Below are 25,467 nucleotides of genomic sequence, written 5' to 3'. Positions count from 1 at the left end.
TTTCTGAATGGCCGAGCCTTCCTCCATCCAATTTTCAGGTCTGAATGCAGATGAAGTAGCAGCAGCCAGGGAAAAATTTGGTTTGAATGAACTGGAGAAGGATGGTGAATCGCCCGTCTGGAGAGCTCTAAAGGACCTCTTTAAGGAGCCGATGTTTCTTCTGCTGCTGGCCGCCTCTATCCTCTATTTTATAAGCGGACAAACAGGAGAAGGAATTTTTATGCTTGTCGCGATTGCTTTGGTCAGTACCATTTCTCTTTACCAGGATGCCAGAAGCAGGCATGCCCTTGATGCCCTCAAAAAACTAACCGAACCTTTAACACAGGTAATCCGCGATGGGCAGCATCAAACTATTCCCTCAAGCGAACTGGTTCCGGGAGATATATTCATTGTGGAAGAAGGCAACCTGATTCCGGCAGATGGAATCATTCTGCAGGCTAACGACTGCTCGGTAAATGAATCCATCTTAACAGGGGAATCTTTTACAGTTAGCAAATCAATTGATAGCAATGGAGAACACAACAATGAACTCTACCAGGGAACACTTGTTACTGGCGGATTAGCAATTGCACGGGTAGCAGCAACGGGTAAGCGAACCCGGATGGGACAAATAGGAAAACAACTGGTCAGCATTAAAGAAGAACCCACCCCGCTGCAAGCTCAGATCGCCTCTTTTGTCAAAAAAATGGCGCTTGCTGGTGTAGTGGTATTTGCAATTGTATGGCTGATTCATTATCTGCAAACTAAAGTTCTGCTCGATAGCCTGCTGAAAGCCCTTACACTTGCGATGAGTATCTTGCCGGAAGAAATTCCGGTTGCCTTCACCACCTTTATGGCGCTGGGCGCCTGGCGTCTCCTGCAAAAAGGGATCATCGTAAAACAAACTACCACGGTTGAAGCACTTGGTTCTGCTTCTGTTATCTGCACTGATAAAACCGGTACCCTTACTGAAAACCGGATGTCGCTGGCTGGCTTGTATACCTGGGAGGATCGCAGTTTTCATGATCCAGCAAATACCCACTCGGCTGCATGTAAAGAACTGATCCGGGTAGCCATGTTTGCTAGTGAACCCATCCCCTTCGACCCGATGGAGAAGGCACTGCACGAAGCGTATATACAAGACTGTGAGCAGGATGAACGTGCCGCTTATCAGATGGAAAAAGAATATCCACTGGAAGGCAAACCTCCAATGATGACACATATTTTCAGATCGGTTGATGGGCAACGTATAATCGCCGCCAAAGGTGCTCCTGAAGCTATTTTAAATGTAAGCCAGATTTCGGCCAGCCAACAATCCGACTATCATCAGGCTATTGAAAAATTCGCCAGGCAGGGCTACCGCGTGTTGGGAATTGCAGAAGGAATTTTTGATCCGCAATCCCGCACTTATCCGGAAACACAGCAGGAAATTCAGTTCCGGTTGGTAGGACTGATCGCTTTTTATGACCCACCGAAGCCCGGTATCCAAAAGGTACTGGAAACCTTTTATGATGCCGGTATCAAAGTGAAGATTTTAACCGGAGATAATGCCCTGACTACCCAGTCCATTGCTAAAGAAATTAATTTTCGTGGTAGCGATACCGTTATAGAAGGAAATGAACTGGTAAAACTTTCCGATGCTGCATTAAAACAGGAGGTGGAACAATACCAATTGTATGCGCGCCTCTTTCCGGAAGCCAAACTGCGAATTATTGAAGCACTGAAAGCCAACCAGGAAGTGGTAGCCATGACGGGTGATGGAGTGAATGATGGTCCCGCTTTAAAAGCTGCTCATATTGGCATTGCTATGGGCGACAAAGGTTCCGAACTGGCCAAAAAAGCAGCCTCCCTTGTTATTACCGACGATGATCTGGGCAAGATGGCAGAAGCGGTGGCTATGGGCAGGAAAATTTATACCAATCTTAAAAAAGCCATCAGGTACATTATTTCTATTCATATTCCGATCATCCTCACTGTATTAATTCCGCTGGCTTTAGGCTGGGCTTTTCCCAGTATTTTCACTCCGGTTCATGTGATTTTCCTGGAATTGATTATGGGTCCCACCTGTTCCATCATCTATGAAAATGAACCAATGGAAGCTGGTACCATGCAGGCCCCTCCACGTCCCTTTCAAACCACATTTTTCAGCTGGCGCGAACTCAGTGTGAGTGTAGTACAGGGCTTGGTTATAACAGCGGCCTGCCTTGGTATATATCAATATGCCTGGCGGTTCGGACTGGATGAAACAGCTACCCGTACGATGGTGTTTCTGACCCTGGTTACAGCAAATATTTTTCTTACTCTGGTCAACCGTTCCTTTCGCTTTACCATTTTTACTACGATTCGGTATAAAAACCGACTGATCCCCCTTATCATCTCACTTACTGTTTTGCTGACAGTTTTGCTTTTATGGATTCCAGCCTCCCGCAACTTCTTTGGGTTCCGTCACATCGACTCCAACCTGTATCTCTATTGTGTGTTGGCTGGTGCTGTTTCCGTTTTATGGATGGAGCCAATTAAATATTGGAAGGGCCTTCAGAAGAAAAATTGGGAATAAATATGGTAAACATAGCCCCTTTGCCAATGGTACCACTGGCTTTGATTAGGCCCTGGTGATTATCGATGATCTTTTTACAAATCGCCAACCCGATTCCGGTTCCAGGAAATGTATCTTTTCCATGAAGTCGTTGAAATACCTGGAAAATTCTATCCCGATATTCATTATCAAATCCGATCCCATTGTCTTCCACTTCAATTTTATGATAGGTCCAGTTATTATTCAATCCTAGTTCGGTGTGTTTACCTGCATGCAGGTATTGGTATCGAATCTGAATTTTAGCCGATTTACCCTGATCTGAAAACTTTATGGCATTGCTTAGCAGGTTGGTAAATAGCTGTTCTATCTGAAAAGGTACTGCCCATATAACAGGCAAGGTATCAAGTTGTATTTTGATTTGACGATGATCAATACTTTCTTCCAACTGCTGAAGTATGGTATGAACCAGGTAGTTTAAATCCGTTTTGGTAAAATGATTTTCCATCTTATTCACCCTGGAATAGGATAACAGATCAATTACCAGTTGCTGCATACGTTCTGCGGTTGACCGTAAGCGTTGGAGAATTTCTGCTCCCTTTTCAGAAATCCGGGAACTTTCAAGGTCAGACACCATCGTTACAAAAGTCTGGATCTTACGCAGCGGTTCTTGCAGATCATGACTTGCTACATATGCAAACTGGGCCAGTTCCGTATTGGATTTTAACAGTGCTTCATTGGAATCGATTAACTCCTGTGTGCGTTGATTTACCTGCTGCTCCAGTTCATCCGCAAAGATTTTGTGCTCGTGAATATCCGTACTGCTTCCAACCCACATTTCTACCTGCCCGTTTTCATTGTATTGAGGAACAGCCCTGCTCAATTGCCAGCGATAGGCACCATCCTGCCTGCGAAAGCGATGTTCAAACAAAAAGGGTTCTCCAGTTTGGATGGAATGCATCCATTTTTCAATGTTTTCCTTTCTGTCCTCCGGATGCACAATCTCGATCCATCCAACGCGGGCCAGGTCTTCTGGCGTAAACCCGGAATACTCATACACTGATCGGTTATAATAATACAGATTACCTTCCGGATCACTTATCCATACCATGGCTGGCAGTGTATCTGCGAGGGTTCTGAATCTTTTTTCGCTGCTTCTTAATGCCAGTAAGGTGAGTTTCTCTTCTGTTGTATCAAGGATAGTCCCGGTTAATCGAATAGGCTTTCCTGCTTCATCGAATAATACCCTGCCCCAGGCTTTGATCCAACGCCATTCATTGTCTCCCCTGTTGAGCCTGAATTCATAAGTTAGTACTCCTGTTTGCAAGGAGCGTTCATGCGCCTTGCGCCGGATTTCAAGATCATCCGGATGGATCCTGCTTACCAATGCTTTTCGATCCACCGGCAAATCCGGATTCATACCAAAGATTTGAAGAAAACTACGGGAATAGGTCATTTGATTATCAACCAGGTCTACCTCATAGGTACCCATTCCAGTTGATTCAATCGCTAGTTTCAGTCGTTCCTCAGCCTCTTTTGCCGCGCGCTTTGCCAGCACTGTTTCAGTAACATCATAAGCACTTACCATAACACCCGTTACCCCTTCTCCCGATTCTTCCATAAGGGGCGCATATTCAAAATCGATGAAAAATACTTTACGCCCATCTTTTGCATCCACAATTGCTTCCGCCTCTTTATCCCGGCATACCTCCCCTGAGTCCAAAACATGCATTAAAAGATCCGGAAATCGCTGCCCTTCCAGTTCCGGAAATACTTCTAATAAGGGTCTGCCATTTACCTCTGCTGCTGTCCGCCTCCAAAATTTGGTTAACATCAGCTCATTCGCCATTTCGATTATTAATTCCCGACCTCTCAGTATCGTCATAGCAATGGGAGATTCCATCACCATCTGGCGAAAATTCTTCTCCCGGTGCTCCAGTTTTTTCCTGGATACTACCAGGTCAGTAACCTCCATCGCAATGACCATGATGCCTGAAATGCTGCCTTCATCGTTGCGCAAGGGCTGGTATATCAGGTTAAAATAGGCCGTTTGAAGTTTCCCGCTTCTATTCAAATCAACCTTATAGTCCGTTGCTGTAAAGGGATTACCGGTATGGTACACATTTAATAATGCGGGCTCCACCAATTCCCGAACTTCCGGAAAAACATCAAATATTCTCGTGTTTAAAATCCCCTCTTCTGTTTTATCCGCCATTTCGAGAAAGGCTTCATTCGCCATTTCTACAATAAATTCATCCCCTGTGAGTATACAAAATCCTACAGGTGCTTGTTTAGCAATTTCCCAAAACCCTCTCTTCATCCCTGAACAATTATTTTTGCAATAATACCAGTTACTTGTCTTGTTTAATCCTTTTGGGCGAATTTCACGAAAAACCTTATTATTATAAATAAATTTAATTCATGGCAGTTTCCTACCTGGTTATTCTCCTTATTGGTCTACTTGGAATTGTATTGATTTATTTTTACAACCGCCTGGTTAAACAACGTATACTGGTGCGCGAAGGCTGGAGTGGTATTGGCACTTTCCTGCAACAAAGGAACGATCTGATACCCAACCTCGTTGAAACAGTAAAGGGATATGCGCTCCATGAAAGCAGTACCCTTACAGATGTTATCAAATGGCGCAATCAACTGCAGATAGGTACTTCCCCTGCTGAGCAAATGGAAGCAAGTAACCAGCTAAATGCAGCACTGACAAAGTTTTTTGCTTTGGCTGAAGCTTATCCCGAACTCAAAGCCAATCAGAATTTCCTGCAACTTCAGCAAGATCTCAAAGAAATTGAAACCAATCTGAACCAGAGCCGCCGGTACTACAATGCCACTGTCCGCAATCTCAATTCTTCTGTGGAAGTGTTTCCGAGTAATATCGTTGCCTCCCTTTTCGGTTTCAAAGCCGAACCCTTTTTTGAAGAAAATCCGGAAAGCCGGGAAGTACCAAAAGTAAAATTCGGTTCCTAACTGCTCTGCTTATGCGAACATTCAGATTGCTTTTCCTGCTTGGCTGTTGCTGCCTGTTACTTCGTTCTGCCGTTGCGCAGGAAGGCTTCACCATTACCGAGTATTCTGCTAATTATATTCCACCTTCCCTGGTGGATTCTATCACCAACTCCACACTTCGGGCTGCTGCTGCCAATAAAGCTGTGGGACCATCACTTTTCAACGACCGTTACAATGCCTACCGGCCGCGTATAGCCGAATTAGTGAAATCCCTTTCCCTGTTTTCCTTCCGGGAACTGGATATGAAATTCAGGCCCGGCATCCCAGCCCCTGGTTCAGCTGCTTTTCAATCCAGGCAAGCCGCCTATCTCTCAAAGCTGAAGGAGGCATTAGAACGTATTGTAACCACACCCGCTTCAGTTCATCCCTTATTAGAAGGGGATGAATCAGACCGGGTTTTGAATTTTCATTCCAACTTAAAGATCCTGCCCGATGGCAAGATTGAGGTTACCGAAACCATCAGAATTTACAATGGGGATGGCGGCATGCTCAGTGAAAACGATGATATCAAAAGAGGCATCCTGCGCGATTTTCCAACCAAATACCTTCATCAGAAAGGCTATTGGGTCAATACCGGATTTAACCTGAAATCGGTTACCCTTGATGGTAAGGAAGAAAACTATACTACACAATCTCTTGACAATGGTACCCGTGTTCAAATCGGCAACGCGGATGTTGTTCTTCCAAAAGGGATCTATACCTATGTGCTGAAATATGAAACCAATCGCCAGTTAATATTTCACCCCGACCGCGATGAACTCTATTGGAATGTAAATGGCAATGGCTGGGGATTTCGGTTTGATACGGTTGCTGCTACTCTTGAATTTCCACAACAGGCAGAAATCGGTGCTCAGCAATGTTATACAGGTGTGATGGGCTCTACCGAACAAAACTGCAGCTTTACCAAACCAACCAGTAATACGATTCTATTTCAGACAACCCGCGGACTCCAACCCTACGAGGGACTCACCATCGCTGCTGATATCCAGAAAGGGGTTCTTATTCCTCCCGGCTCAACAGATGATATCCTGAATTTCATGCGTGCCAACTGGCTGGTGCCCTTGCTGCTGGCCGTGCTTTTTTTAGTTCCTATCTTTTACTGGAATATCTGGCGAAAAAAAGGAAAAGACCCTGAGAAGAGTACCATCTTTCCGCAGTTTGAACCGCCTGCCGGTTTACGTCCCGCTGATGTAGGATATATCCACCAGCAACACTATGGCTCTCATCTGTTTGTTGCCAGCCTGGTAGATGCCGCAGTTCAAAAACAACTGGAAATCGAAGTAAACAAAGGCAGTTCCTGGTTTGCTGGTACCGAATACAATTTTAAAAATGTCAGGCATGTTGCCAGTCCCAGTGCCAGTGTGTTGATGCAAAGATTCGGTCTGGATATTTCCGCGCTCTATGGCATGCAGTTAAAAGCAGGTACTTATAATAGCACACTGAGATCACTTTATACTTCCCTGGAAACCCAACTGAAGAATAAGTTCCAATTAGAAAAAGGGCACAACAAAAAAGAGGGTTATTTTTCTTTAAACCGCGGTGTTATTTTCTGGGGAGCTTTTCTGCTTTTCATTTGTTTTGGCGCCAGTATTGTGTTCCTGGTTCAAAACTTTACCGTACCTCTTGGAATTTTTGCAGCCAGCAGCCTGATACTATTGCTCATTATCCTGATCGTTTTTTACAGGATACTACCGGCTTATACAATAGAAGGCAGAAAGATCGCCGACCACATTGAAGGCTTTAAAATGTACCTGGAACATACCGAGCAACGAATGTTCAATACCCTCGCTCCTCCTGAAAAAACACTGGATCTTTTTGAACGCTACCTGCCCTATGCAATTGCATTAAAAGTTGAAAACGAATGGGCGGAACAATTTGATTCCATCCTGCAAAAAGCACTGGAACAGGGCTATCAACCCGGTTATTTTCATGCCGGAAGGGGCTTTTCACAAAACCTGCAATTTGCCGATCTAACCAGGGGCGTATCCTCCGGTTTATCCAGCACCATTTCTTCCTCTTCCACCCCTCCCAGCAGCAGCAGTGGCGGCAGCAGAGGAGGTGGATCAAGTGGCGGTGGTGGTGGTGGCGGAGGAGGCGGAGGATGGTAATTCCATCCCCTGTTATCGCTGGCGACCTTTCTGTCGAAACGCTTTATAAGAGCCCTTTTTTGCGGGCTCTTTTTCAGTTTTGGGTCCGGGTTTGGAAGCCGGTTTGGAACCTTTATTTTCCGACTTACCAGATGCTCCGGATGTTTTCGGCTTTACTGAATCTTTAGTTTCAGGTGCTGGTGCTTTTCCTCTTATTAACCGCTCCGGTCTAATTCGTTTGCTCTTCACCGGTAGTCCGGACGAATCTTCTATGGCTTCATTCAGTTTCTCCAGTTCAACCGCATTCAGCATACGCCATTTTCCTATAGCTAGATTTCCGATAGTGAGATGCATAAAACGCACCCTTCTCAAAGCCGTTACCTCATAACCAAGGTATTCACACATACGCCGGATTTGTCGGTTAAGCCCCTGCGTTAGTATGATCGTGAATTGCTGCTTCCCGGTTACCCGAACCTTACAGGGTAGTGTTACCGTATCAAGGATAGGTATGCCTTTTTCCATTTGGTCCACAAAACCCGGACCAATCGGCTTATTCACTCTTACCTGGTATTCTTTCTCATGCGCATTACCCGCACGCAGCACTTTGTTAACAATATCGCCATCATTGGTAAGCAGGATCAATCCCTCCGAATCTTTATCCAGCCGACCTATGGGGAACACTCGCTTGGGATAATTCAGAAAGGAAATAATATTACCGGCCACGTGTTCTTCGGTAGTAGTTGTTATGCCTACCGGTTTATTGAGCAGGATATATACCGGCTTCTCTTTTTGCTTACGCGTGATCAAACTGCCATCTACTTCTACTTCATCGCCTGGCTTTACCCGGTTTCCGGGTTTGGCCTTACGGCCATTCAACAACACTCTTCCTGCTACAATCAGGTCATCGGCTTCTCTCCTGGAACAATAACCGGTATCACTGATGAACTTATTTATACTGATGGATTCTTCCAATGGCTTATTTTTTCTTTCCCTGTTTTTTATTTCCTACTGCTTTTTTACCTGCTGCCTTTTTAGCTCTCGCCTCCCCGGTTTCTTCTCTGATAGCTGTAGCGATTACCCACTCGTAATCAAGCTGGCGCTTCTCCAGGTTAGCTGCCACCACCCTAATGCGCACTTTATCGCCCATCCGGAAGGTCCGGCCCGATCTCCTGCCTGCCAGCATATAATCCGACTCCACATGCCGGAAATCATCATACTCCGACAAACTAGTGATACTTACCAATCCCTCACATTTATGTTCAACCGTTTCCACCCAGAAACCAAAGGAAGACACCCCACTAATCACACCATCAAATTCATCCCCCAGGAAATTCATCAGGTATTCCACCTGCTTGTATTTGTTGGATGCTCTTTCTGAATCCATTGCTGCCCGTTCGCGCTCACTGCAATGTTTACACTTCTCTTCCATTTTCTTATCCGGCAGGTATTGTTCATCCAGCACCTGCTGCAACACGCGATGTACCAATACATCCGGGTAGCGGCGAATGGGAGAAGTGAAGTGTGCATAATGCTCAAACCCTAATCCGTAGTGGCCTATATTCTTGGTCGTATAAACCGCTTTTGCCATGGTACGGATGCCTAATTGCTCCAACACATGTTGTTCGGGCTTGCCCTGCACATCCTGTAACAACTGGTTAAAAGATGCTGCAATCTGCTCCGGTGATTTGGTCTGAAAGGTATGTCCGAATTTGCGCGCAAATGCTGCAAAGGGTGTAAGTTTTTCCTCATCCGGCTGGTCATGCACCCGATATGGAAAGGGCAATGGCTTTTTATTGACTTCAATCTTACTGATGAATTCTGCTACAGTGCGGTTAGCCAGCAACATGAACTCTTCAATCAACTGATGCGCTTCCTTGCTCTCCTTGATCATGATGCCTATCGGCTTTCGGTTCTCATCCAGTTTGAAACGAACTTCCTGTGAGGAGAAATTAATCGCGCCTTTTTTAAATCGCTGTTTGCGCATGCGTTGCGCGAATTTATTCAGCAGCAGGATCTCTTCTTTATAAAGGCCATCTTCATTTTCAATAATCTCCTGTACTTCTTCATAGGTAAAGCGATGATCCGAATGGGTCACGGTTCTGCCCAGCCAGCTTTCTTTCACATCCCCCCTTGCATTGATCAGGAAAACCGCCGAGAAAGTAAACTTGTCTTCATGCGGCCGCAGGGAACAAAGTTCATTGGATATCTTTTCCGGTAGCATGGGATTCACCCGGTCGGGTAAATACACAGAGGTTGCCCGCAGATAAGCTTCCTTATCCAACTCGGTATCCGGTTCTACATAATAACTCACATCCGCGATATGTACCCCGATTTCGTATCCACCCTTCACCGATTGTATCGATAAAGCATCATCAAAATCCTTTGCATCCATAGGATCTATCGTAAAGGTCAATACCTCCCGCATATCCCTGCGTTGTGCAATCTCCTTTGCATCCAGCGTTTCCGGTATGCGGGCTGTTTCCTCCAGCACATCTTCCGGAAAAGAAAGTGGAAACCCATTTTCCAGCAGGATCTCTTTCATCGCCGTATCATTGGCCGCCTCTTCTTTCAGCACTTCCATCACTTCCCCTACCGGCTTCTTATTATTCGACCATTCCACAATTTTCACTACTGCCCTTGCGCCATTCTCAGCCCCATGCAGTTTATCCAGCGGGATATAAATATCCGGCATCGGTTTGTCTGTTTCAGGAATGAAAAATGCAAAACTTTTACTCAGTTCTATTTTACCCAGGAAAGATTGTTGCTTACGCTCCATTACATCAGTAATCATTCCCTGCAGGCGTCCGCCACCTCTTCCGGAGGAACGCATCACCTGCACTTTTACTTTATCTCCATGTAAGGCGGTATTGAAGTCATTTGGCTTGACCAGTATATCCTGTTCCAGTCCCTCAATGATCACAAATCCCATTCCACTTCTGGTTATATCCAATCTACCGACCGGCAATTCAGGTCCAGTTCCCTTTGCCTTATTTTTCTTTGAAGAAGATTTCTTTTTACTCATTTTTTCATAGTTAAGCAGAAGGTAAATACTGTTTACTAAATGTACCGATTATCGTGCGAACCCGCTCCCCGGCATCAAATAAAAATACCATTTCGATGGGCAACACATAAATCGGCCAGTCCCTCAACTCCTGCTGGAATTTTATTAACCGAACCGCATCCTTTTCAGTGGTCAGGATCATCTTCTGATCTCCTCCCAACTGATTAAACCTGCGCTGGATTTCTTTTACATCATCAATCGTGAAAATATGGTGATCACTGTACGCCAGTTGCTCATAACTGCTCACCTGATTGGCCAGGTACCGTTTAAGCGGCTTGGGATTCGCAATACCAGTTACCAGTAATACTTCCATTTCAGCACCTAATACTGTTTCCTGTCTTTCTACCAACTGATAGGGTTTGCCATAAGTGATGCCAGCAAAATAAACCTGCTGATGAGAAGCCGGATTCAATTCCTGCCGGATTTGTTCTGCATCTTCCTGGCTCAGGTTAAGCGGACATTTAGTTACCACAATTATATCCGCTCTTGCAGCACTTCGCTTTTCATCTCTCAAATCTCCTGTTGGCAGGTACCAGTCGCGCGTGTATAAATTACTGTAATCCGTTAGCACAATATTCAACCCCGCCTCAATTGCCCGATGCTGAAATGCATCATCCAGCACAATCAGTTGGGTATCCGGCCGATCATGCAGCAGTAAAGGCACTGCCACTACCCGTTCTTCTCCAACCGCTACTGAAACCTCCGGAAACTTCAGGTGGAACTGCATGGGTTCATCCCCAATTTCCAATGCCGTGGTGGTATCATTGGCCAGCGCATAACCCCTGGTTTTGCGTTTATACCCTCTGCTGAGGGTGGCCAGTTTCATCTCTTTTTCAAACTGTCGCAGAATCCATTCCACCATGGGGGATTTACCGGTTCCGCCTGCGGCAATATTGCCCACGCATATAATGGGAATATTAAACTTTGCTGCTTTCAGGATATTCGCATCATAGAGTTTGTTGCGTACAAAAATGACCAGCCAATAAACCAGTGAAAACGGAAACAACAGCATCCGCAGGGGTTTCAGCAAGGGAAAATTAAAATTCATACAATGCATCCGGGGTTAAACAGCCATTCAGCGGCAGGTCATAGTCATCTCTTTCAGGAATCTCTTCTACGGGTTCAAAGTAACTAATTCCAAGAGTATAACAATCAGATCTTACCTGTGCCAGGTAGCGATCGTAAAAGCCTTTTCCATATCCTAACCGATACCCTTTTTTATCCACCGCCAGCAAGGGTACCAATACCAGGTCCAGTTCAATTGGCGATATCACCTCTTCGGTTTTCGGTTCTGCAATTCCATATTGATTTTTCACATAATCAGTGTCCATATCCACCATCCGTGCTTCCATAGTGGAAACTTTGGCGTTGATAACAGGATAACATAACCGCAGTTCCGGAATCCGGAATTCCATAAAATCTGTCAGCAAAAAAGTATTGGGTTCTGCTCTTTCCCTAAGTGGCCAGTAAGATAAAACCGTTTGCAGCTGATCCGGCCAATACCATTGCTGAAACCGGATCAAGATCAGATCATCCAGCCTACTCCTCTCCTGTTCCGCCAGTGTCGTGCGGCGTTTCAGGAATTCGGCTCTCAGGGCTGCTTTTGTCATGACTACCGATTGATGAAAAAAGAGAATACCGTAGTTCCGTAATTACGCTCCTGCACAAACCATTCATATCCCTGGTAATTATTACGGGGGGTATGTTCCAATACGAACATGCCTCCTGGTTTGAGTAATTGTTTCTCTACTACTTTTTTGGGAAGTTCATCAATTGTGGTGAGAGCATATGGCGGACCGGCAAATATAAAATCATACTGATCGGTACAACTGTCCATGTATTTGAACACATCCATTCGCACCACCCGAACAGTGTCAGTTAGTCCCAATAGCTCCACTGTTTTGGAAATAAACGCATGCATCGCAGGATCCTTCTCTACAATCACCTGTTCCGCAGCCCCTCTCGAAGCCAGCTCATAACTGATGCTGCCGGTACCTCCAAACAGGTCCAGTGTTTTGGCGCCTTCAAACTCAATGTTGTTCTGGAGTATATTAAAGAGTCCTTCTTTCGCGATATCTGTTGTTGGACGGGTATAGGGCATGTTGGCAGGTGGACTTATTTTTCGTCCCCCGAATTTTCCACTTATGATACGCATACCGCTGCCTGCATTAGAGGAGTGAAAAAATGAGGTTGCATTCCCTGCAACTGGCGTTCATTCAACTGAAGCTTTTCCGGTTGAACTGCCAGCTCCAGCTTGCCAAGATACTTGTATAAATCCAGGTAAAGGGCACTTGAGGAGTCCATCCAGCCCGACCAAACAACCGGGGTCGTTTCAGGCGATAAACCGGCTTGCTGCAGCAACGACAACACCAGGTAACTTACATCATCCGGAGCATGATATTCAAACTGCTGAAAGAACTTCCATCCTCCGTGATGCAGGGCGACATATATTAGATGCTGATCAATCACCAGGTAAAGGATGCCTGTTTCAGGATGTTGCAACAGATTCAATTGCTGCATCCAGCAGGTTAGTTGGTGCCGGTGCGTGCTATTGGGATGCGCACCCGCAAAAGCCGAATAAACGGTGGCGGACAACCGAAAAACGGTATAGTGAGATGCATCTGCATGAAGATCGGTTAGCGTGGTGCCTTTGAACAGATCTCCAAACTGGCAATCGAGCCATTCCTTTCCATTATCATTTCCATACAAGGCGGCTGGTATCAAAACTGCCTGGGGTGATTGATAGATGAAATCGACCTGCTGCCATTGCCGCAACCAGTCTTTCTTTTCTGCAATCCAGTCTGACAAAACTGCCCCCATATCCTCCCCCCCCTCATCAAACTGGATCACTTCCAGCAACAGTGGCTGATGATTTGTTGTGTAGCCAAAGAAACGAAGTCCCGCTTCCGTCTGCTGAACCAGCAATCGTTTATCCGTCATTGCCCCGGGGCCTTCAAATTCAATACTATAGTTGGTTGTATAAGACATAACCTATGCTGCAATAATACGCCATTATGGGGTCAGGCACTTAATTTCTGCAGCAGTTTTTTGCCCTCCTCCTTGATACGCTGATCATCTTCCATCCTGGCCGGGAGGTATTGCAGTTTCTTTAGCATTTCAATGGCCCTGCTGCGTTGATCGAGTTGATCGTAGGTGCGCGCTAGTTCCAGGTAGTTCAGAATAAAGGAAGGATTTAAGGATAAACTTTTTTCATACGCTTTTGCGGAAAGTTCAAAACTGGCATCCGGAAATGCTCCGTAAAATAGTTTCACTGCGCCCCTTTTGAAACTTCCCAAACTGGATATTTCATAGTACCATCTGCCTAATACATGATAAGGCCTGAAGTCCGTAGGATTGAGCTGTATCCCACGGTCTGCATGGTATTTGATTTTTTTAACCGATTCCACCAGTTCTTTTCCTGAACTCATCAAAGCCACCCTGCCCAGGGATACCGACATCGCAAAATGGGCATCTGCAGATTGGGGATACAATTGCAAGGCTTTGGAGGCGTATTGGTAGGCCGTTCTGTAATAGCGGTTTCGCTGCTCTTTATCGTGCAGGCGATTGCCTAACCGATCGGCTAAAATACTCGCTTTATATAAGGCCGTATGATTGTTTGGCTGCAATTCCAGCACTTTCAGGTATTGCTGATAAGCTGCCTGATCTTTCAAGCCGGCTTCGAATTCTTCTCCTTTTTGAAGCAACTGCTTCACATCCTGCGACCAGCCAACTACCAGCAAACAACAGGTACAACAAAAGAGTAACAGGATTTTCTTCATGTCAGTCAAAAATACGATCTATACTGATTCCAATTTTTCCATTGAATCGCTGAATCGGCGCATTTAGTTTGTGAATGCTGATCGTAATCCGGGTAACATTCCCAAAACGATGATGAATCTTGTGAATGATAGAATCAGCTACCTCTTCCAATAGTGGGGTTGGAAGCGCCATTCTGGACTGTACAATTTCATACACTTCTTCGTAATTCACGAGGTGTTTAAGACTGTCGTACTTGTCTTTTTTTACGTGGTATTCCACATCCAGGTTCACTTCAAAATCATTCCCGATTTTTTCTTCGCCCGGATACAATCCATGGAAGCCATGAAAAATTAACTGATGAAGATGAACGGTTACCATAAAAAGAAATTTGGCGGCTTTACAGGCCGCCAAATTATTGATTCCGGCATAGACTGCCGTATTAATTTTTTAAACGATTCCGGTTGCAGACAGAAAACGCTCTGCATCCAGGGCTGCCATACAACCACTACCCGCGGCCGTTACAGCCTGGCGATAGATCTTATCCTGTACGTCGCCCGCCGCGAAAACCCCTTCCACATTGGTTTTGGAGGTTCCGGGCACTGTTTTGATATAACCGGCTTCATCCATATCCAGCCATCCTTTGAAGATATCTGAATTGGGCTGGTGGCCGATTGCTACAAAGAAACCTCCTACCGGGATTTCTGTCTTCTCTCCGGTCAGGTTATTTTTGATGCGTACACCTTCCACCTTTTTATCACCCAGGATCTCATCTGTTTCACTATTCCAGTAGATGGTAATATTGGGAGTTGCTTTTACGCGATCCTGCATCACTTTGGACGCCTTCATACCATCTTCTCCCTTGCGCACGATCATATGCACACGGGTAGCCAGTTTGGAGAGATAGATCGCTTCCTCACAGGCAGTATCACCCGCACCTACAATGGCCACTTCTCTTCCTTTGAAGAAAAAGCCATCACATACCGCGCAGGCACTCACACCAAATCCATTGAGACGCTGCTCACTCTCTATGCCCAGCCATTTGGCAGAAGCACCGGTTGCAATGATCACCGAATCTGCTGTAAGGGTTTTCTCTTCATCTATTACCACGCTGAAGGGGCGTTTTGAAAAATCCACGCTGGTTGCTAATCCATAACGGATATCAGTTCCCATGCGCTTGGCCTGCTTCTCAAAATCAACCATCATTTCTGGTCCCTGTACGCCCTCAGCATAACCGGGATAGTTTTCTACTTCTGTAGTGATGGTTAATTGTCCGCCTGGCTGAATTCCCTGATATAATACCGGTTTAAGTGCAGCACGGGAGGCATATATAGCGGCTGTGTATCCAGCGGGACCAGAGCCTATGATTAAACAGTGTACGTGTTCGTTTGCTTGATTGTCCATACGGTTGAAAAATTTACGGCCTGCAAAAATAGGGGCAAATATGTTAAATCAGTGTGAGGGAAATCACCTGGGGATAACCAGTGTATCAAACTGTACGGAATAGCCCCCAAAATACCCCAGGGCACCGCCACTGATATTGCTTAATACCTTGGTGGGGTTTCCAAACGGACTTCCAATCGAACCATAATTGTATTCCATGGTACGCCAGAAATCATAGTTGGCTTTATCAATATTGGTGAATTTCAAAATGACCGTATCTCCTTTATCAAAGAAAGAATAGGTTTCGAAATCAATTTCTTCATTGCGATTGATTCCTTTCTCTACCTGGATATCATACCTGCTGCCATCCACAATCTGGTCATCAAATACTGAATTGAATCCCGGATTAAAAGGACCGCCATTAGTAGAGGTAAAAAAGCGGATATAATTTCCAAAGCCAGGAGGATCTGTTACCCTGGCCCACAACACTACCTTATTGGTATCCGGGTTGTTCTCAGAGGGCTTCCACCAAATTGAATCCACTGTTTTGGCATGCACCGGGATCGTGGTAGTGGCTGTATAGGTTTTTCCATCCACTTCAATCTCGAGCCGGTAAGAAGTTCCTTCCACACCCGGGAAAGCAGTTGCCAGGTTGGATGAATCGATGGAATAATAAATGATGGTGCCGGCCGGCGTTGGTATGCTGTATTCCTTCAATTGATGTGTTCTGGATCCATTGGAGATGCGCACAATTGCATTTCGTACAAATGAGGCCGTCAAGATTTCGGGATTGATCTCACTGAAAAAATCAAGGCTGCGGGATAAAAACACCAATGGCGCCTGCCTGGCTTCAATGGTAGCTTCCACCACCAGTTTGGGCTCCTGTTCATCCAGGTCGAAATCAACCGACCGTTCACAGGCCACCAGGGTGGTAAGAAAGATAAGGGTTAATAAAAGAATGCGCATATGCGGTATAACAAGAAGCTCCGGAAAAGGTTAAAAACAAAAGCCATCTCCTTGGAAAGAGATGGCCCGTAGTTATCTTGAATCCTGGATATTATCCCAGGTATGCTTTCAGTGCATTGCTGTAGCGGGCCTTCTGCAGGCGCTTAATCGCTCTTTCTTTGATCTGGCGGATACGCTCTTTGGTAAGATCGTATTTCTGACCAATCTGCTCAATGGTTACACCATTTTCACCATCCAGACCGAAATAAGCATTTACGATTTCTGCTTCGCGGGGACTCAGTGATTTTAATACGCGACGGATTTCATTGCGCAGTGAATCCTGCATCACGTCTTCATCGGTATCATCACTACCTTCCAGCAGATCACCCATTGCTACATCTTCTGCTTCGTGAACAGGCGCGTCGAGAGAAGTGTGACGGGTATTGCTCTGGAAAATATTATTGATCTCCGTTTCGCTCATCTCCAGGATCTCAGCCAGCTCTTCTGTTGAAGGCTCCCGCTCATGCTCCTGTTCGAAAGCCATATAAGCTTTATTCGCTTTGTTATAAGTTCCGATTTTATTCTGGGGCAAACGAACCAGACGTCCCTGCTCAGCCAAAGCCTGCAGAATAGACTGACGAATCCACCATACAGCGTAAGAAATGAATTTAAAACCTTTGGTTTCATCGAAACGCTGTGCAGCTTTGATCAAACCGAGGTTTCCTTCGTTGATGAGGTCACTCAGGGACAATCCCTGGTGCTGGTATTGCTTAGCCACAGATACTACGAAACGAAGGTTGGCCTGAACCAATTTGTCCAGCGCTCTCTGATCACCCATTTTAATACGCTGCGCAAGGGTAGTTTCCTCTTCCGGCGTAATCATGGAGATTTTTGAGATTTCCTGTAAATACTTTTCTACCGCCTGGGAGTCCCGGTTGGTAATCTGTGTAGCAATTTTTAGCTGCCTCATGCCTGTCTATTAAGTTTATGAATAACGCTCGTAAGACGCTTACGGTTCGCCGATCGTTGTCGAGGTGTACGTTAAAGATAGGCGAAAATGGTCCAGAACTGTCTGCAAAGTTACATTTTGCCTTTCAGATCTCATAGCTTTTGTGGATAATTATCTGCTTATCAAGGCTAAAGCACGACTTGTAGCGCCTTGAAATGCAGGCTGGGCCTACCGAAAACGGTTGCGTAACCGAAATTAATAGGTTACGATGCTTCCATCCGGACTGTGCAGAACTAATTCTTTCTTGTCCGAGGCTTCTACTCTACCTACGATTTTGCCTTCCAGGCCCAGGGCTGCTCCTGCTGCCAGGAGTTGATCCGCCGCTTTTTCAGAAGTAAAGACTTCCAGGCGATGCCCCATGTTGAATACCTGGTACATCTCCCGCCAATCGCTACCCGAAGCAGCTTTGAGCAGGTCAAATACAACTGGTGGTGCAAAGAGGTTATCCTTTATTATTTTGAAAGGTGCAGGCAGGTATTTCATACACTTGGTCTGTCCTCCTCCACTGCAATGCACCAATCCGTGAATATCGCTGAAATGCTCATCCAGCAATACTTTCATCAGGGGAGCATAGGTTCGGGTCGGACTCAACAGCAGATGCCCGATATCGGTAGTCGGGAAACCGGGAACTTCAATAGAATCGGTTAACCGGTGCGGCCCGATATATACAACTTCATCATTCAGTTTGGTATCAAAGGATTCAGGAAAATTGCGGGCATAGTCTTTATGCAGAGCGTCATGGCGGGCACTGGTCAGTCCATTGCTTCCAATGCCACTGTTATAAGCCGTTTCATAGTTGGCCTGGCCGGCGCTTGAAAAACCTATAATAACATCACCTGCTTCTATTAAGTCATTGGTAACCAGTTTGTTTTTGGGCCACCGGGCAGTCATGGTACCATTTACCGCGATGGATCTCACCACATCACCCACATCCGCGGTTTCCCCACCCAGGTAATGAATGTTCACTCCATAGGTCTTCATCTGATCAAAGAATTCCTGTGTGCCGGAGATAATGGCTTCCAGCACTTCCCCGGGGATCAGGCCTTTGTTGCGATCGATGGTAGAGGAAAACAGCAGGTTATCATGAATACCCACACAGAGCAGGTCATCTATATTCATTACAATGGCATCCTGCGCAATGCCTTTCCACACTTCCAGGTTGCCGGTTTGTTTCCAATACAGGTAAGCCAAGATACTTTTGGTACCAGCTCCATCTGCATGCATCAGGTTCACCCAATCGGCATCATTTCCTAAATAATCCGGATAAATTTTACAAAATGCATGGGGATAGAGACCCTGGTCTAGTTTTTCTGTTGCTTTATGAACTTCTTCCTTCTGTGCAGAAACGCCCCTTTTTGAATACAAACTCATGATTGGTTATTCGAACCGCGAAGATAGTGAAACGTGAGACGTCAGACGACTGACGTTTCACTATATTTGCGCCTCCTATGCAGGTACATCGTAACATAGAACAGTTACCCTCCTTCCGGAATGCCATTCTTACCATCGGCACTTTTGATGGTGTGCACCTGGGACATGCATCTATTATTGCGCAACTAAAAAGCCTGGCAAAGGAAGTGGATGGGGAAACTGTAATCCTGACGTTTCACCCACACCCACGGCGCATTGTTGGCAAAGAGCCGCAGGCAGTTTTGTTGCTGAATACCCTGCCTGAAAAAATCAGGTTACTTGAGGAAGCCGGGATTAATCACCTGGTTGTTATACCCTTCACGCCGGAATTTGCCATTCAGCCTCCCAAAGCTTATGTGGAGGATTTCCTGATTCGCTATTTCAATCCGCATACTGTTATTATAGGATACGATCATCGCTTTGGCCATAACCGTGAAGGCGATTTCAAATTGCTGGAAACCTATGCCCAAAACAAGGCATTCGGACTCGTAGAGATCCCTGGTAAATTGCTGGAAGCCTCTACGATCAGCTCTACCCGCATCCGCCAGGCCCTGCTCCAGGGCGATGTACAGCTTGCTTCCAACCTGCTGGGTTATGATTATTTTTTTGACGGACTGGTAGTAAAAGGCAACCAACTGGGTCGAACCCTGGGTTATCCTACCGCCAACCTGCAGTTGACCGACAACGAAAAACTGATTCCGGCAAATGGCGTATATGCCGTTACTGTGCGGTTATCCGATCCTGTTAGTAACGGAGATGCACAACTGAAAGGTATGATGAATATCGGGGTGCGACCAACTGTGGATGGTTTAAGTCGGGTTATAGAGGTAAACATTTTTGACTTTGATGCCGATATATATGGGCAAACCATCCAGGTTACCCTCAAGCATTGGCTAAGGGCAGAACAAAAGTTTAGCGGACTGGATGCACTGAAAGAGCAACTGTCAAAGGATAAAGCCACCAGCATCGGCCTCCTGAACAGCCTGTGATTACTGCATGATCTTAACCAGCAATTCCTTCATCAAGGCACTGTCGGAAGTACCTCCATCATTAATACCGATCGAACGCAGGTTGTATTGATGTAAAAGCAGCAGGATCTTTTCGACCCCTTCATAACCGTAGCGTTGGGAACATTGAATATAATCCTTCACGAAAAAAGGAGAAGTACCAATAGTAGAGGCAATCAGCTTTTCATCGTTGGTGCGTGCGCCAAAAATCATGAACACCTTACTGAAGTAGTTATAAAGCGCCGGCAGGATCATCTGAATGGGACCGGCTTTGGGATTGCTCTCAAAGTATTGAACAATCCGGATGGCCTTGGGCAGATCCTTCCGTGCGATGGCATCCTGGAGCTCAAACACATTAAACTCCTTGCTCACTCCAATGAACCGCTCAATATCATCTTCGGTGATGGTGGTTCGTCCGCCCAGGTTAATTAATAATTTATCAATCTCGTTTTCAATCCGGCTGAGATCATTGCCGATATGATCCACTAATAATAAGCAAGCCTTTTGCTGAATGGAATAGCCCTTCGACTGAACCAGTTTTTCTGCCCAGGCCGGCAACTGGTTTTCATACATTTTTTTGGTTTGTACGAAAACTGTTTTTTCTTTCAGCAGTTTGGCAAGTTTGCTTCTGCCATCTATTTTTTTTTCTTTGTGTGCCACTACCAGGATCGTAGAGGCAAGCGGATTGGCTATATAGTTTTCAAGTTTATCCAGGTCTTTCATTTGTTGTGCTTCTTTTAAAAGCACTACCTGCTTTTCTGAAAACATTGGATACCGCATACAGGCATTGATCACATCCGCCCAGTTGGCCTCACGTCCGTAAAAAATGGAAAGATTGAAACTTGCTTCCGATTCGGTCAATATCTGGTGCTCTGCCACCTGCACCACTTTGTCAATATAATAGTCTTCCTCTCCTTCCAGCCAATAAACCGGCTGGTATTGTTTTTTCTTCCAGTTCTCCAGAATTTTTTCTACCGACATGCTTTTTTATTCAGGATTGCAATAATAATTGAAAGCTGGGAAAAAAATCGGAAATTCGCACAGCGCCTGCATTCTACCCTTCCTGGAGACTACTCCGTTTACCCCCTTTTATTTTTTTGGCACGGTTTTCGAAATGCCTTCCATATCAAACACCAAAAACCTTGTTAACCCGGTTACAGAACCAATTTAAAAACTGAAAAACAATACATAATGAGCACATCAAACTATCCTTCAGCCACCCCTACGCAAGAACCTAAAAAAGATTATAAAGGGTTGATCATTGCCCTCCTGGCAGCAGGTCTGTTGGGAACATGGGGTTATTTGTTATGGAACAATAACAAAAACGAACAAACCATTCAGCAGAAAGAAGCAACCATCGCTCAGGTTACAGATGAAAAAACCGAGCTGCAGCGCAACTTTGATGCTTCTCTGGCACGTCTGGATTCCGTTACCGGTTACAACAATCAACTGGAAGGAAAACTGACCGACAGAAACAGTGAAATTTCTAAACTGAAAAAAGAAATCCGCAGCATTCTGAACAAGAGCAATGCAACCGCTTCTGAACTAAAGAGAGCAAAAACGCTGATCGCAGAAATGAACGAGAAGGTTGCTAACCTGGAGCAGGAAGTTGCCCGTCTGACTGCTGAGAATACGCAGTTGAACACGGACCTCGGTACAGAAAGACAAAAAACAACCCAGCTGACCAGCGACCTGGCAACTACCACTTCTGCCAAGCAGGAACTGGAAAAAACAGTTGACATCGCTTCTACCCTGAATGCTTACAACATTGCGGTAACTCCGATCAATGAAAAGAACAGCGGTAAAGAAAAAGTAACATCAACTGCAAAGCGCGTTGACAAACTGGTTATTTCCTTCGATGTTGATAACCGTATCGCTCCTGCAGGTACTGCTGAAGTATATGTAGTAGTAATCGGACCTGATGGTAAGCCTGTATCACAGGAGAGCCTGGGTTCTGGTTCATTCACTACCCGTGAAGATGGTGAAAGACCATTCACTGCTAAGGTTCCTGTAAAGATCGAAACCGGTAAGAAAACCCCAGTTGAGTTCGCCTGGAAATCTAATAACGACTTCCAGCGCGGTAACTACAAAATTGAAATCTACCACAATGGTTTCAAGATTGGTGAAGGAACCCGCGAACTGAAGAAAGGTGGTCTGTTCGGTTAATCTAGTGTGCAAGTAACATCCTCATAAGTCTAATGTGTGGAAGGCCGTCTCAATTGAGGCGGCCTTCTTTGTATGGAAGGGAGACAAAGGAGGAAGGAAGAAGGAGGATTGGAAGAAAGGCGACAAGGGAGACATGGATGCCTGGATAGAAAACCATAACCGAACCCCACCGGAACAGTAATAAAATAGTTCCAGAGTGCTTCACTGACGCTTCACTGACGCTTCACTGACGATTGAAGAGTAATCAAACAACAGTATTATAACGGTCCCGAATGACTGAATGGACAGAGAAAAGTGCCCGAATGGTTGGTGAAAATCTGCCGAACGGCATAAATAAAAAAGAAGCCATCCTGGAAAGGACAGCTTGATTGATTAACACATAAAACAGTCAGCAAACGGTTTCGCTAATACATGCTTAGGTTTTGCTGAAAGACAATTTTCATTCGAAATATTCTATTTAGGGGTATGCTAACGTTTATGGTGTTTTCTTTTTACATCGTTGATGAATCGATCAACTGGAATCACGCAAACCAAAAAAATCCTGGTAACAGCGCTGAACTAAAATAGGTCACTTTGTTGCTTTTCCAGGAAAAAGGAGGAGGACAATCGGCTGACGGGGACCTGACAAAAACCTGACAGCATTCTAATTGATTAAAAAGCAGAGGATTATACAAACGGCAGGACAGTCAGATAGCTGCGATAAATGCCTCAATGTTGACTTCTTTGGTAATATTAAACCGCTGCCTCAGGCGCTGCCTTGTCTTATGTACACTGTCAACAGATATGCCCAGCATGGAAGCGATCTGTTTGGATGTTAATTGTAACCGAATCAATGCCGCCAATCGTTGTTCGGCAAGGGTGATATCGGGCACCTGCTGCTTTAGTTGAGCAAAGAAGGTTGGATAAATCGTTTGGAACAGTGACTTAAACTGAAACCATTCCTCTTCTGTCAAAATGGTTTGTTGGGCCAATTCAATTACTAAAGCTTGCTGATCTTCCGTATTGGTTTTATGCTGGATCTGCTTTTCCAGCTTTTCAATCAGATTTGTTTTCTCTGCTACTTTTTCGGTAATGATGGATAATTGATTCCTCGCAGACTCGATCTCTACTTCCATGGATCGTTTTTCGCCCTCCAATTGTTCCAGTTTTAACCTGCTTTTTAATTGGTGCCGGTTAAACAGCAATAAACCAATTAAGCAAAGCAGCAGAAGGACGATAATCAGGATATTTCGCTCCAACTCCTTTTTTTCCTTTTCCCGCTGGAGGGTCATCACCTGGTACCTGTTTTTTTCATCATTCGCCTTAATTTTGGAAACTTTGATACTACTCAGCGCAATTACACGATCCAATGAGTCTTTCAGGAACTCGTATTTCTTATTGTAATACAAAGCGCTATCATAGGCTCCAAGTGCTTTGAATACTTCAAACGCTGTGTTATTTGCGTTTCTTTCATAAAATGGCTCTCTCCTGTTTTTTAACAGGCCAAATGCCTCCCGAATGAATTCCAGTGCTTTTGTTTTGTTTCCAAGCGCCAATTGAGTTCGTGCCGCCCATTGTAAGGAATTCGCTGAATTGTCTAAGAAATCGGCTTCTTTACTGATTGAGTAATCAAATAGTAACAAGGGCAATGCCTTATCAAATTGCTGAAGTTCAAAATAGACCTGGCCCATATTACCGCTGATAATTCCCCTCCAGAGCTCCATGTTCAGCATGTTTGCATAATCTAGTCCTCTGTTGTAGTAAAAAAATGCTGAGTCGAACTGCTGCAAACGATGGTAAGAAAGTGCCGTTGTATTGTGTGCCCACATAACGCTTATCGAATCCATTGTGCTTTGCATTGGCCTGGCTACCTGAATGGATTTGACACTATAATGTATACTTTCCTGATATTCTTTAATCTTGTACAGCAGCTCGCCCAACATCCGGTAGTAGAAAGGATTAATGGGAATACCGAGTTTTTCTTTTAATTCCAATCCATTAATAAAGTACATCATAGAAGCTTCATATTGCTTCAGTGCATAGGCTATTTCCGCATAATTGATACTGATTTCGGCTATTAAATAATCATTTTCAGACTTGTATGCCAGTTGAATGGCTCTCTCCAGCAGATTTACGATTTCAGTTGGAGAACCGGATTTCATCATTGGTTCAGCTTTCAACCCATCTTCAAGTGATGCCATATATGCGGCATGTGCCTTCAGGATTAATAACCTCGCATTAAAATAATCACTCGTTCCCGCTGCTTCCAATTCAGCTAAAAAAGCTGCCCGTTTCGAAACAGGAACTAATTCAAACTGCTGCAAAAACTGACCGCTATAAACTGAATTGTCGCTGAGCTTTCTTAACCACTCTTCTTTAGTGAAGATGGTATCTTCTGCATATGTGATAAAGGGGAAAATAAAGAACAGACAGATAAAACCAATTAAAATCCTGGGTTGAAATCTCATATGCTAGAGTGGATATTCAAAATAACAATACCTGCGAACAAAATCAAATAATGTTGAAGTCATAAAAAAGTGCCCCGTCTAAGAAGAGGCACTTTTAAATAAACTTTCCGATTCAGGATTATCTGAAGGTATAACGGGCAGAGATACCGAAGTTATCGCCACGGAAGCTGCGGTATCCTCTGTAAATATCGTTGTCGAAAGGATCAACAATACCAAATGTAGGACGTACATCCGCAGACAGGTTTAAAGGGATTTTTTCAAACTTATAGTCAATACCGCCGGTTGGGAAAATACCCAGACCAAATCCTCTTAATTCCTCATAATCAGAAAAAGAATTGTATGCAGTCAAACCACCTCCTACGTACCAACGCAGACCAGGTACAGGTTTGATTTCAAAATGATGCTGATAGGCTGCGCTAAAGGCTGCAGTTACCCAATCAATTCCGCCACCTCTGTAACCCCGAAAACCAAGGTTAAATTCCAACGCCCCCGGCTTGGTTACATGTGTTTTATACGATGCGGATACCAGGTCGTAATATCCCCCAATTCTAAGACCGATGGCGCTGTTGTAGTCGCTCTGTGCTTTTGCACTCATAAGTCCGGCTGCCATTGCAAAGGATAAAAGTAGTTTCTTCATAAATGAGATTTTAGATGTCGCAAATTACA

Annotated in this window: 22 protein-coding genes; 6 read left to right on the top strand and 16 right to left on the bottom strand. The window is 44.9% G+C overall.

Features of this window, described 5'->3' with window-relative positions; translation table 11 throughout:
- The first annotated feature begins 7 nt into the window (after nucleotides 1-7).
- Complete coding sequence (locus MD536_RS02970) at nucleotides 8-2,536, top strand: cation-translocating P-type ATPase (protein ID WP_239595671.1); 2,529 nt, start codon at nucleotides 8-10, stop codon at nucleotides 2,534-2,536.
- Here MD536_RS02970 and MD536_RS02965 read toward each other — a convergent pair.
- Entirely contained in the window at nucleotides 2,496-4,832 is a 2,337-nt protein-coding gene (locus MD536_RS02965; RefSeq protein ID WP_239595669.1) for a PAS domain S-box protein, read from the bottom strand. The genes MD536_RS02970 and MD536_RS02965 overlap by 41 nt on opposite strands.
- Before the next feature lie 101 nt (nucleotides 4,833-4,933).
- Here MD536_RS02965 and MD536_RS02960 point away from each other — a divergent pair, with 101 nt between their 5' ends.
- Nucleotides 4,934-5,491, top strand: a complete 558-nt coding sequence (locus MD536_RS02960; RefSeq protein WP_239595667.1) for a LemA family protein — start codon at nucleotides 4,934-4,936, stop codon at nucleotides 5,489-5,491.
- Between the two features lie 11 nt (nucleotides 5,492-5,502).
- The gene (locus MD536_RS02955; RefSeq protein WP_239595666.1) at nucleotides 5,503-7,638 is read left to right on the top strand and encodes a DUF2207 domain-containing protein; all 2,136 of its coding nucleotides are present in this window, start codon (nucleotides 5,503-5,505) and stop codon (nucleotides 7,636-7,638) included.
- A gap of 12 nt (nucleotides 7,639-7,650) precedes the next feature.
- On the opposite strand, the gene rluF is transcribed toward MD536_RS02955, so the two are convergent.
- The 12 genes from rluF to MD536_RS02895 form a co-directional block, all read right to left on the bottom strand.
- Entirely contained in the window at nucleotides 7,651-8,589 is a 939-nt protein-coding gene (gene rluF, locus MD536_RS02950) for a 23S rRNA pseudouridine(2604) synthase RluF (protein WP_239595663.1), read from the bottom strand.
- A 4-nt stretch (nucleotides 8,590-8,593) separates the two neighbouring features.
- Nucleotides 8,594-10,639, bottom strand: a complete 2,046-nt coding sequence (gene rnr, locus MD536_RS02945) for a ribonuclease R (protein WP_239595661.1) — start codon at nucleotides 10,637-10,639, stop codon at nucleotides 8,594-8,596.
- Nucleotides 10,640-10,649: 10 nt separating this feature from the next.
- The gene (gene lpxK, locus MD536_RS02940) at nucleotides 10,650-11,726 is read right to left on the bottom strand and encodes a tetraacyldisaccharide 4'-kinase (protein WP_239595659.1); all 1,077 of its coding nucleotides are present in this window, start codon (nucleotides 11,724-11,726) and stop codon (nucleotides 10,650-10,652) included.
- Complete coding sequence (locus tag MD536_RS02935; protein ID WP_239595657.1) at nucleotides 11,716-12,288, bottom strand: 5-formyltetrahydrofolate cyclo-ligase; 573 nt, start codon at nucleotides 12,286-12,288, stop codon at nucleotides 11,716-11,718. Before MD536_RS02935 ends, lpxK begins: the two co-directional genes overlap by 11 nt.
- Nucleotides 12,289-12,290: 2 nt before the next feature.
- Entirely contained in the window at nucleotides 12,291-12,833 is a 543-nt protein-coding gene (locus MD536_RS02930) for an RsmD family RNA methyltransferase (RefSeq protein ID WP_239595655.1), read from the bottom strand.
- Nucleotides 12,821-13,666, bottom strand: a complete 846-nt coding sequence (locus MD536_RS02925; RefSeq protein ID WP_239595653.1) for a DUF3822 family protein — start codon at nucleotides 13,664-13,666, stop codon at nucleotides 12,821-12,823. Before MD536_RS02925 ends, MD536_RS02930 begins: the two co-directional genes overlap by 13 nt.
- Before the next feature lie 32 nt (nucleotides 13,667-13,698).
- Nucleotides 13,699-14,457: a tetratricopeptide repeat protein gene (locus MD536_RS02920; protein WP_239595652.1), complete on the bottom strand. Its 759-nt coding sequence runs from the start codon at nucleotides 14,455-14,457 to the stop codon at nucleotides 13,699-13,701.
- 1 nt (nucleotide 14,458) lies between these two features.
- Nucleotides 14,459-14,815: a dihydroneopterin aldolase gene (gene folB, locus MD536_RS02915; RefSeq protein WP_239595651.1), complete on the bottom strand. Its 357-nt coding sequence runs from the start codon at nucleotides 14,813-14,815 to the stop codon at nucleotides 14,459-14,461.
- A 69-nt stretch (nucleotides 14,816-14,884) separates the two neighbouring features.
- On the bottom strand, nucleotides 14,885-15,838 hold the full coding sequence (gene trxB, locus MD536_RS02910; protein WP_239595650.1) for a thioredoxin-disulfide reductase: 954 nt from the start codon (nucleotides 15,836-15,838) through the stop codon (nucleotides 14,885-14,887).
- A gap of 63 nt (nucleotides 15,839-15,901) precedes the next feature.
- Entirely contained in the window at nucleotides 15,902-16,783 is an 882-nt protein-coding gene (locus MD536_RS02905) for a DUF4249 domain-containing protein (protein WP_239595649.1), read from the bottom strand.
- Nucleotides 16,784-16,874: 91 nt separating this feature from the next.
- A complete protein-coding gene (locus MD536_RS02900) occupies nucleotides 16,875-17,732 on the bottom strand; it encodes a sigma-70 family RNA polymerase sigma factor (protein WP_039132713.1) in 858 nt (285 codons plus the stop codon).
- A gap of 234 nt (nucleotides 17,733-17,966) precedes the next feature.
- Nucleotides 17,967-19,142, bottom strand: a complete 1,176-nt coding sequence (locus MD536_RS02895) for an AIR synthase related protein (protein WP_239595648.1) — start codon at nucleotides 19,140-19,142, stop codon at nucleotides 17,967-17,969.
- Between the two features lie 77 nt (nucleotides 19,143-19,219).
- Between MD536_RS02895 and MD536_RS02890 the strand changes: the two genes are divergently transcribed.
- Complete coding sequence (locus MD536_RS02890; RefSeq protein WP_239595647.1) at nucleotides 19,220-20,170, top strand: bifunctional riboflavin kinase/FAD synthetase; 951 nt, start codon at nucleotides 19,220-19,222, stop codon at nucleotides 20,168-20,170.
- Here the strand turns inward: MD536_RS02890 and holA are convergent, their stop codons facing one another.
- Nucleotides 20,171-21,169 (bottom strand): DNA polymerase III subunit delta, encoded by a 999-nt coding sequence (holA, locus tag MD536_RS02885; protein WP_239595646.1) that lies wholly within the window; start codon nucleotides 21,167-21,169, stop codon nucleotides 20,171-20,173.
- A gap of 210 nt (nucleotides 21,170-21,379) precedes the next feature.
- Here holA and MD536_RS02880 point away from each other — a divergent pair, with 210 nt between their 5' ends.
- Nucleotides 21,380-22,354, top strand: a complete 975-nt coding sequence (locus MD536_RS02880) for a DUF8428 domain-containing protein (protein WP_239595645.1) — start codon at nucleotides 21,380-21,382, stop codon at nucleotides 22,352-22,354.
- 34 nt (nucleotides 22,355-22,388) lie between these two features.
- The gene (locus tag MD536_RS02875; RefSeq protein WP_239595644.1) at nucleotides 22,389-22,535 is read left to right on the top strand and encodes a hypothetical protein; all 147 of its coding nucleotides are present in this window, start codon (nucleotides 22,389-22,391) and stop codon (nucleotides 22,533-22,535) included.
- 505 nt (nucleotides 22,536-23,040) lie between these two features.
- Here the strand turns inward: MD536_RS02875 and MD536_RS02870 are convergent.
- Nucleotides 23,041-24,801 (bottom strand): tetratricopeptide repeat protein, encoded by a 1,761-nt coding sequence (locus MD536_RS02870; protein ID WP_239595642.1) that lies wholly within the window; start codon nucleotides 24,799-24,801, stop codon nucleotides 23,041-23,043.
- 118 nt (nucleotides 24,802-24,919) lie between these two features.
- Nucleotides 24,920-25,438 (bottom strand): hypothetical protein, encoded by a 519-nt coding sequence (locus tag MD536_RS02865; protein ID WP_239595640.1) that lies wholly within the window; start codon nucleotides 25,436-25,438, stop codon nucleotides 24,920-24,922.
- Between the last annotated feature and the right edge of the window lie 29 nt (nucleotides 25,439-25,467).

The sequence above is a fragment of the Flavihumibacter cheonanensis genome (assembly GCF_022352215.1).
Lineage (GTDB): Bacteria > Bacteroidota > Bacteroidia > Chitinophagales > Chitinophagaceae > Flavihumibacter > Flavihumibacter cheonanensis.
The sequence above is the reverse complement of the archived record's forward strand: the minus strand, read 5'-3'. Positions and strand labels throughout refer to the sequence as shown.

What these genes read in the sequence shown, in the direction of transcription:
- MD536_RS02865 (WP_239595640.1), bottom strand. Translation starts at nt 25,438, where the DNA reads ATGAAGAAACTACTTTTATCCTTTGCAATGGCAGCCGGACTTATGAGT.
- MD536_RS02970 (WP_239595671.1), top strand. Translation starts at nt 8, where the DNA reads ATGGCCGAGCCTTCCTCCATCCAATTTTCAGGTCTGAATGCAGATGAA.
- MD536_RS02880 (WP_239595645.1), top strand. Translation starts at nt 21,380, where the DNA reads ATGAGCACATCAAACTATCCTTCAGCCACCCCTACGCAAGAACCTAAA.
- folB (WP_239595651.1), bottom strand. Translation starts at nt 14,815, where the DNA reads ATGGTAACCGTTCATCTTCATCAGTTAATTTTTCATGGCTTCCATGGA.
- holA (WP_239595646.1), bottom strand. Translation starts at nt 21,169, where the DNA reads ATGTCGGTAGAAAAAATTCTGGAGAACTGGAAGAAAAAACAATACCAG.
- MD536_RS02900 (WP_039132713.1), bottom strand. Translation starts at nt 17,732, where the DNA reads ATGAGGCAGCTAAAAATTGCTACACAGATTACCAACCGGGACTCCCAG.
- lpxK (WP_239595659.1), bottom strand. Translation starts at nt 11,726, where the DNA reads ATGAATTTTAATTTTCCCTTGCTGAAACCCCTGCGGATGCTGTTGTTT.
- MD536_RS02955 (WP_239595666.1), top strand. Translation starts at nt 5,503, where the DNA reads ATGCGAACATTCAGATTGCTTTTCCTGCTTGGCTGTTGCTGCCTGTTA.
- MD536_RS02960 (WP_239595667.1), top strand. Translation starts at nt 4,934, where the DNA reads ATGGCAGTTTCCTACCTGGTTATTCTCCTTATTGGTCTACTTGGAATT.
- rnr (WP_239595661.1), bottom strand. Translation starts at nt 10,639, where the DNA reads ATGAGTAAAAAGAAATCTTCTTCAAAGAAAAATAAGGCAAAGGGAACT.
- MD536_RS02905 (WP_239595649.1), bottom strand. Translation starts at nt 16,783, where the DNA reads ATGCGCATTCTTTTATTAACCCTTATCTTTCTTACCACCCTGGTGGCC.
- MD536_RS02890 (WP_239595647.1), top strand. Translation starts at nt 19,220, where the DNA reads ATGCAGGTACATCGTAACATAGAACAGTTACCCTCCTTCCGGAATGCC.
- MD536_RS02965 (WP_239595669.1), bottom strand. Translation starts at nt 4,832, where the DNA reads ATGAAGAGAGGGTTTTGGGAAATTGCTAAACAAGCACCTGTAGGATTT.
- MD536_RS02930 (WP_239595655.1), bottom strand. Translation starts at nt 12,833, where the DNA reads ATGCGTATCATAAGTGGAAAATTCGGGGGACGAAAAATAAGTCCACCT.
- MD536_RS02925 (WP_239595653.1), bottom strand. Translation starts at nt 13,666, where the DNA reads ATGTCTTATACAACCAACTATAGTATTGAATTTGAAGGCCCCGGGGCA.
- trxB (WP_239595650.1), bottom strand. Translation starts at nt 15,838, where the DNA reads ATGGACAATCAAGCAAACGAACACGTACACTGTTTAATCATAGGCTCT.
- MD536_RS02895 (WP_239595648.1), bottom strand. Translation starts at nt 19,142, where the DNA reads ATGAGTTTGTATTCAAAAAGGGGCGTTTCTGCACAGAAGGAAGAAGTT.
- MD536_RS02870 (WP_239595642.1), bottom strand. Translation starts at nt 24,801, where the DNA reads ATGAGATTTCAACCCAGGATTTTAATTGGTTTTATCTGTCTGTTCTTT.
- MD536_RS02920 (WP_239595652.1), bottom strand. Translation starts at nt 14,457, where the DNA reads ATGAAGAAAATCCTGTTACTCTTTTGTTGTACCTGTTGTTTGCTGGTA.
- MD536_RS02935 (WP_239595657.1), bottom strand. Translation starts at nt 12,288, where the DNA reads ATGACAAAAGCAGCCCTGAGAGCCGAATTCCTGAAACGCCGCACGACA.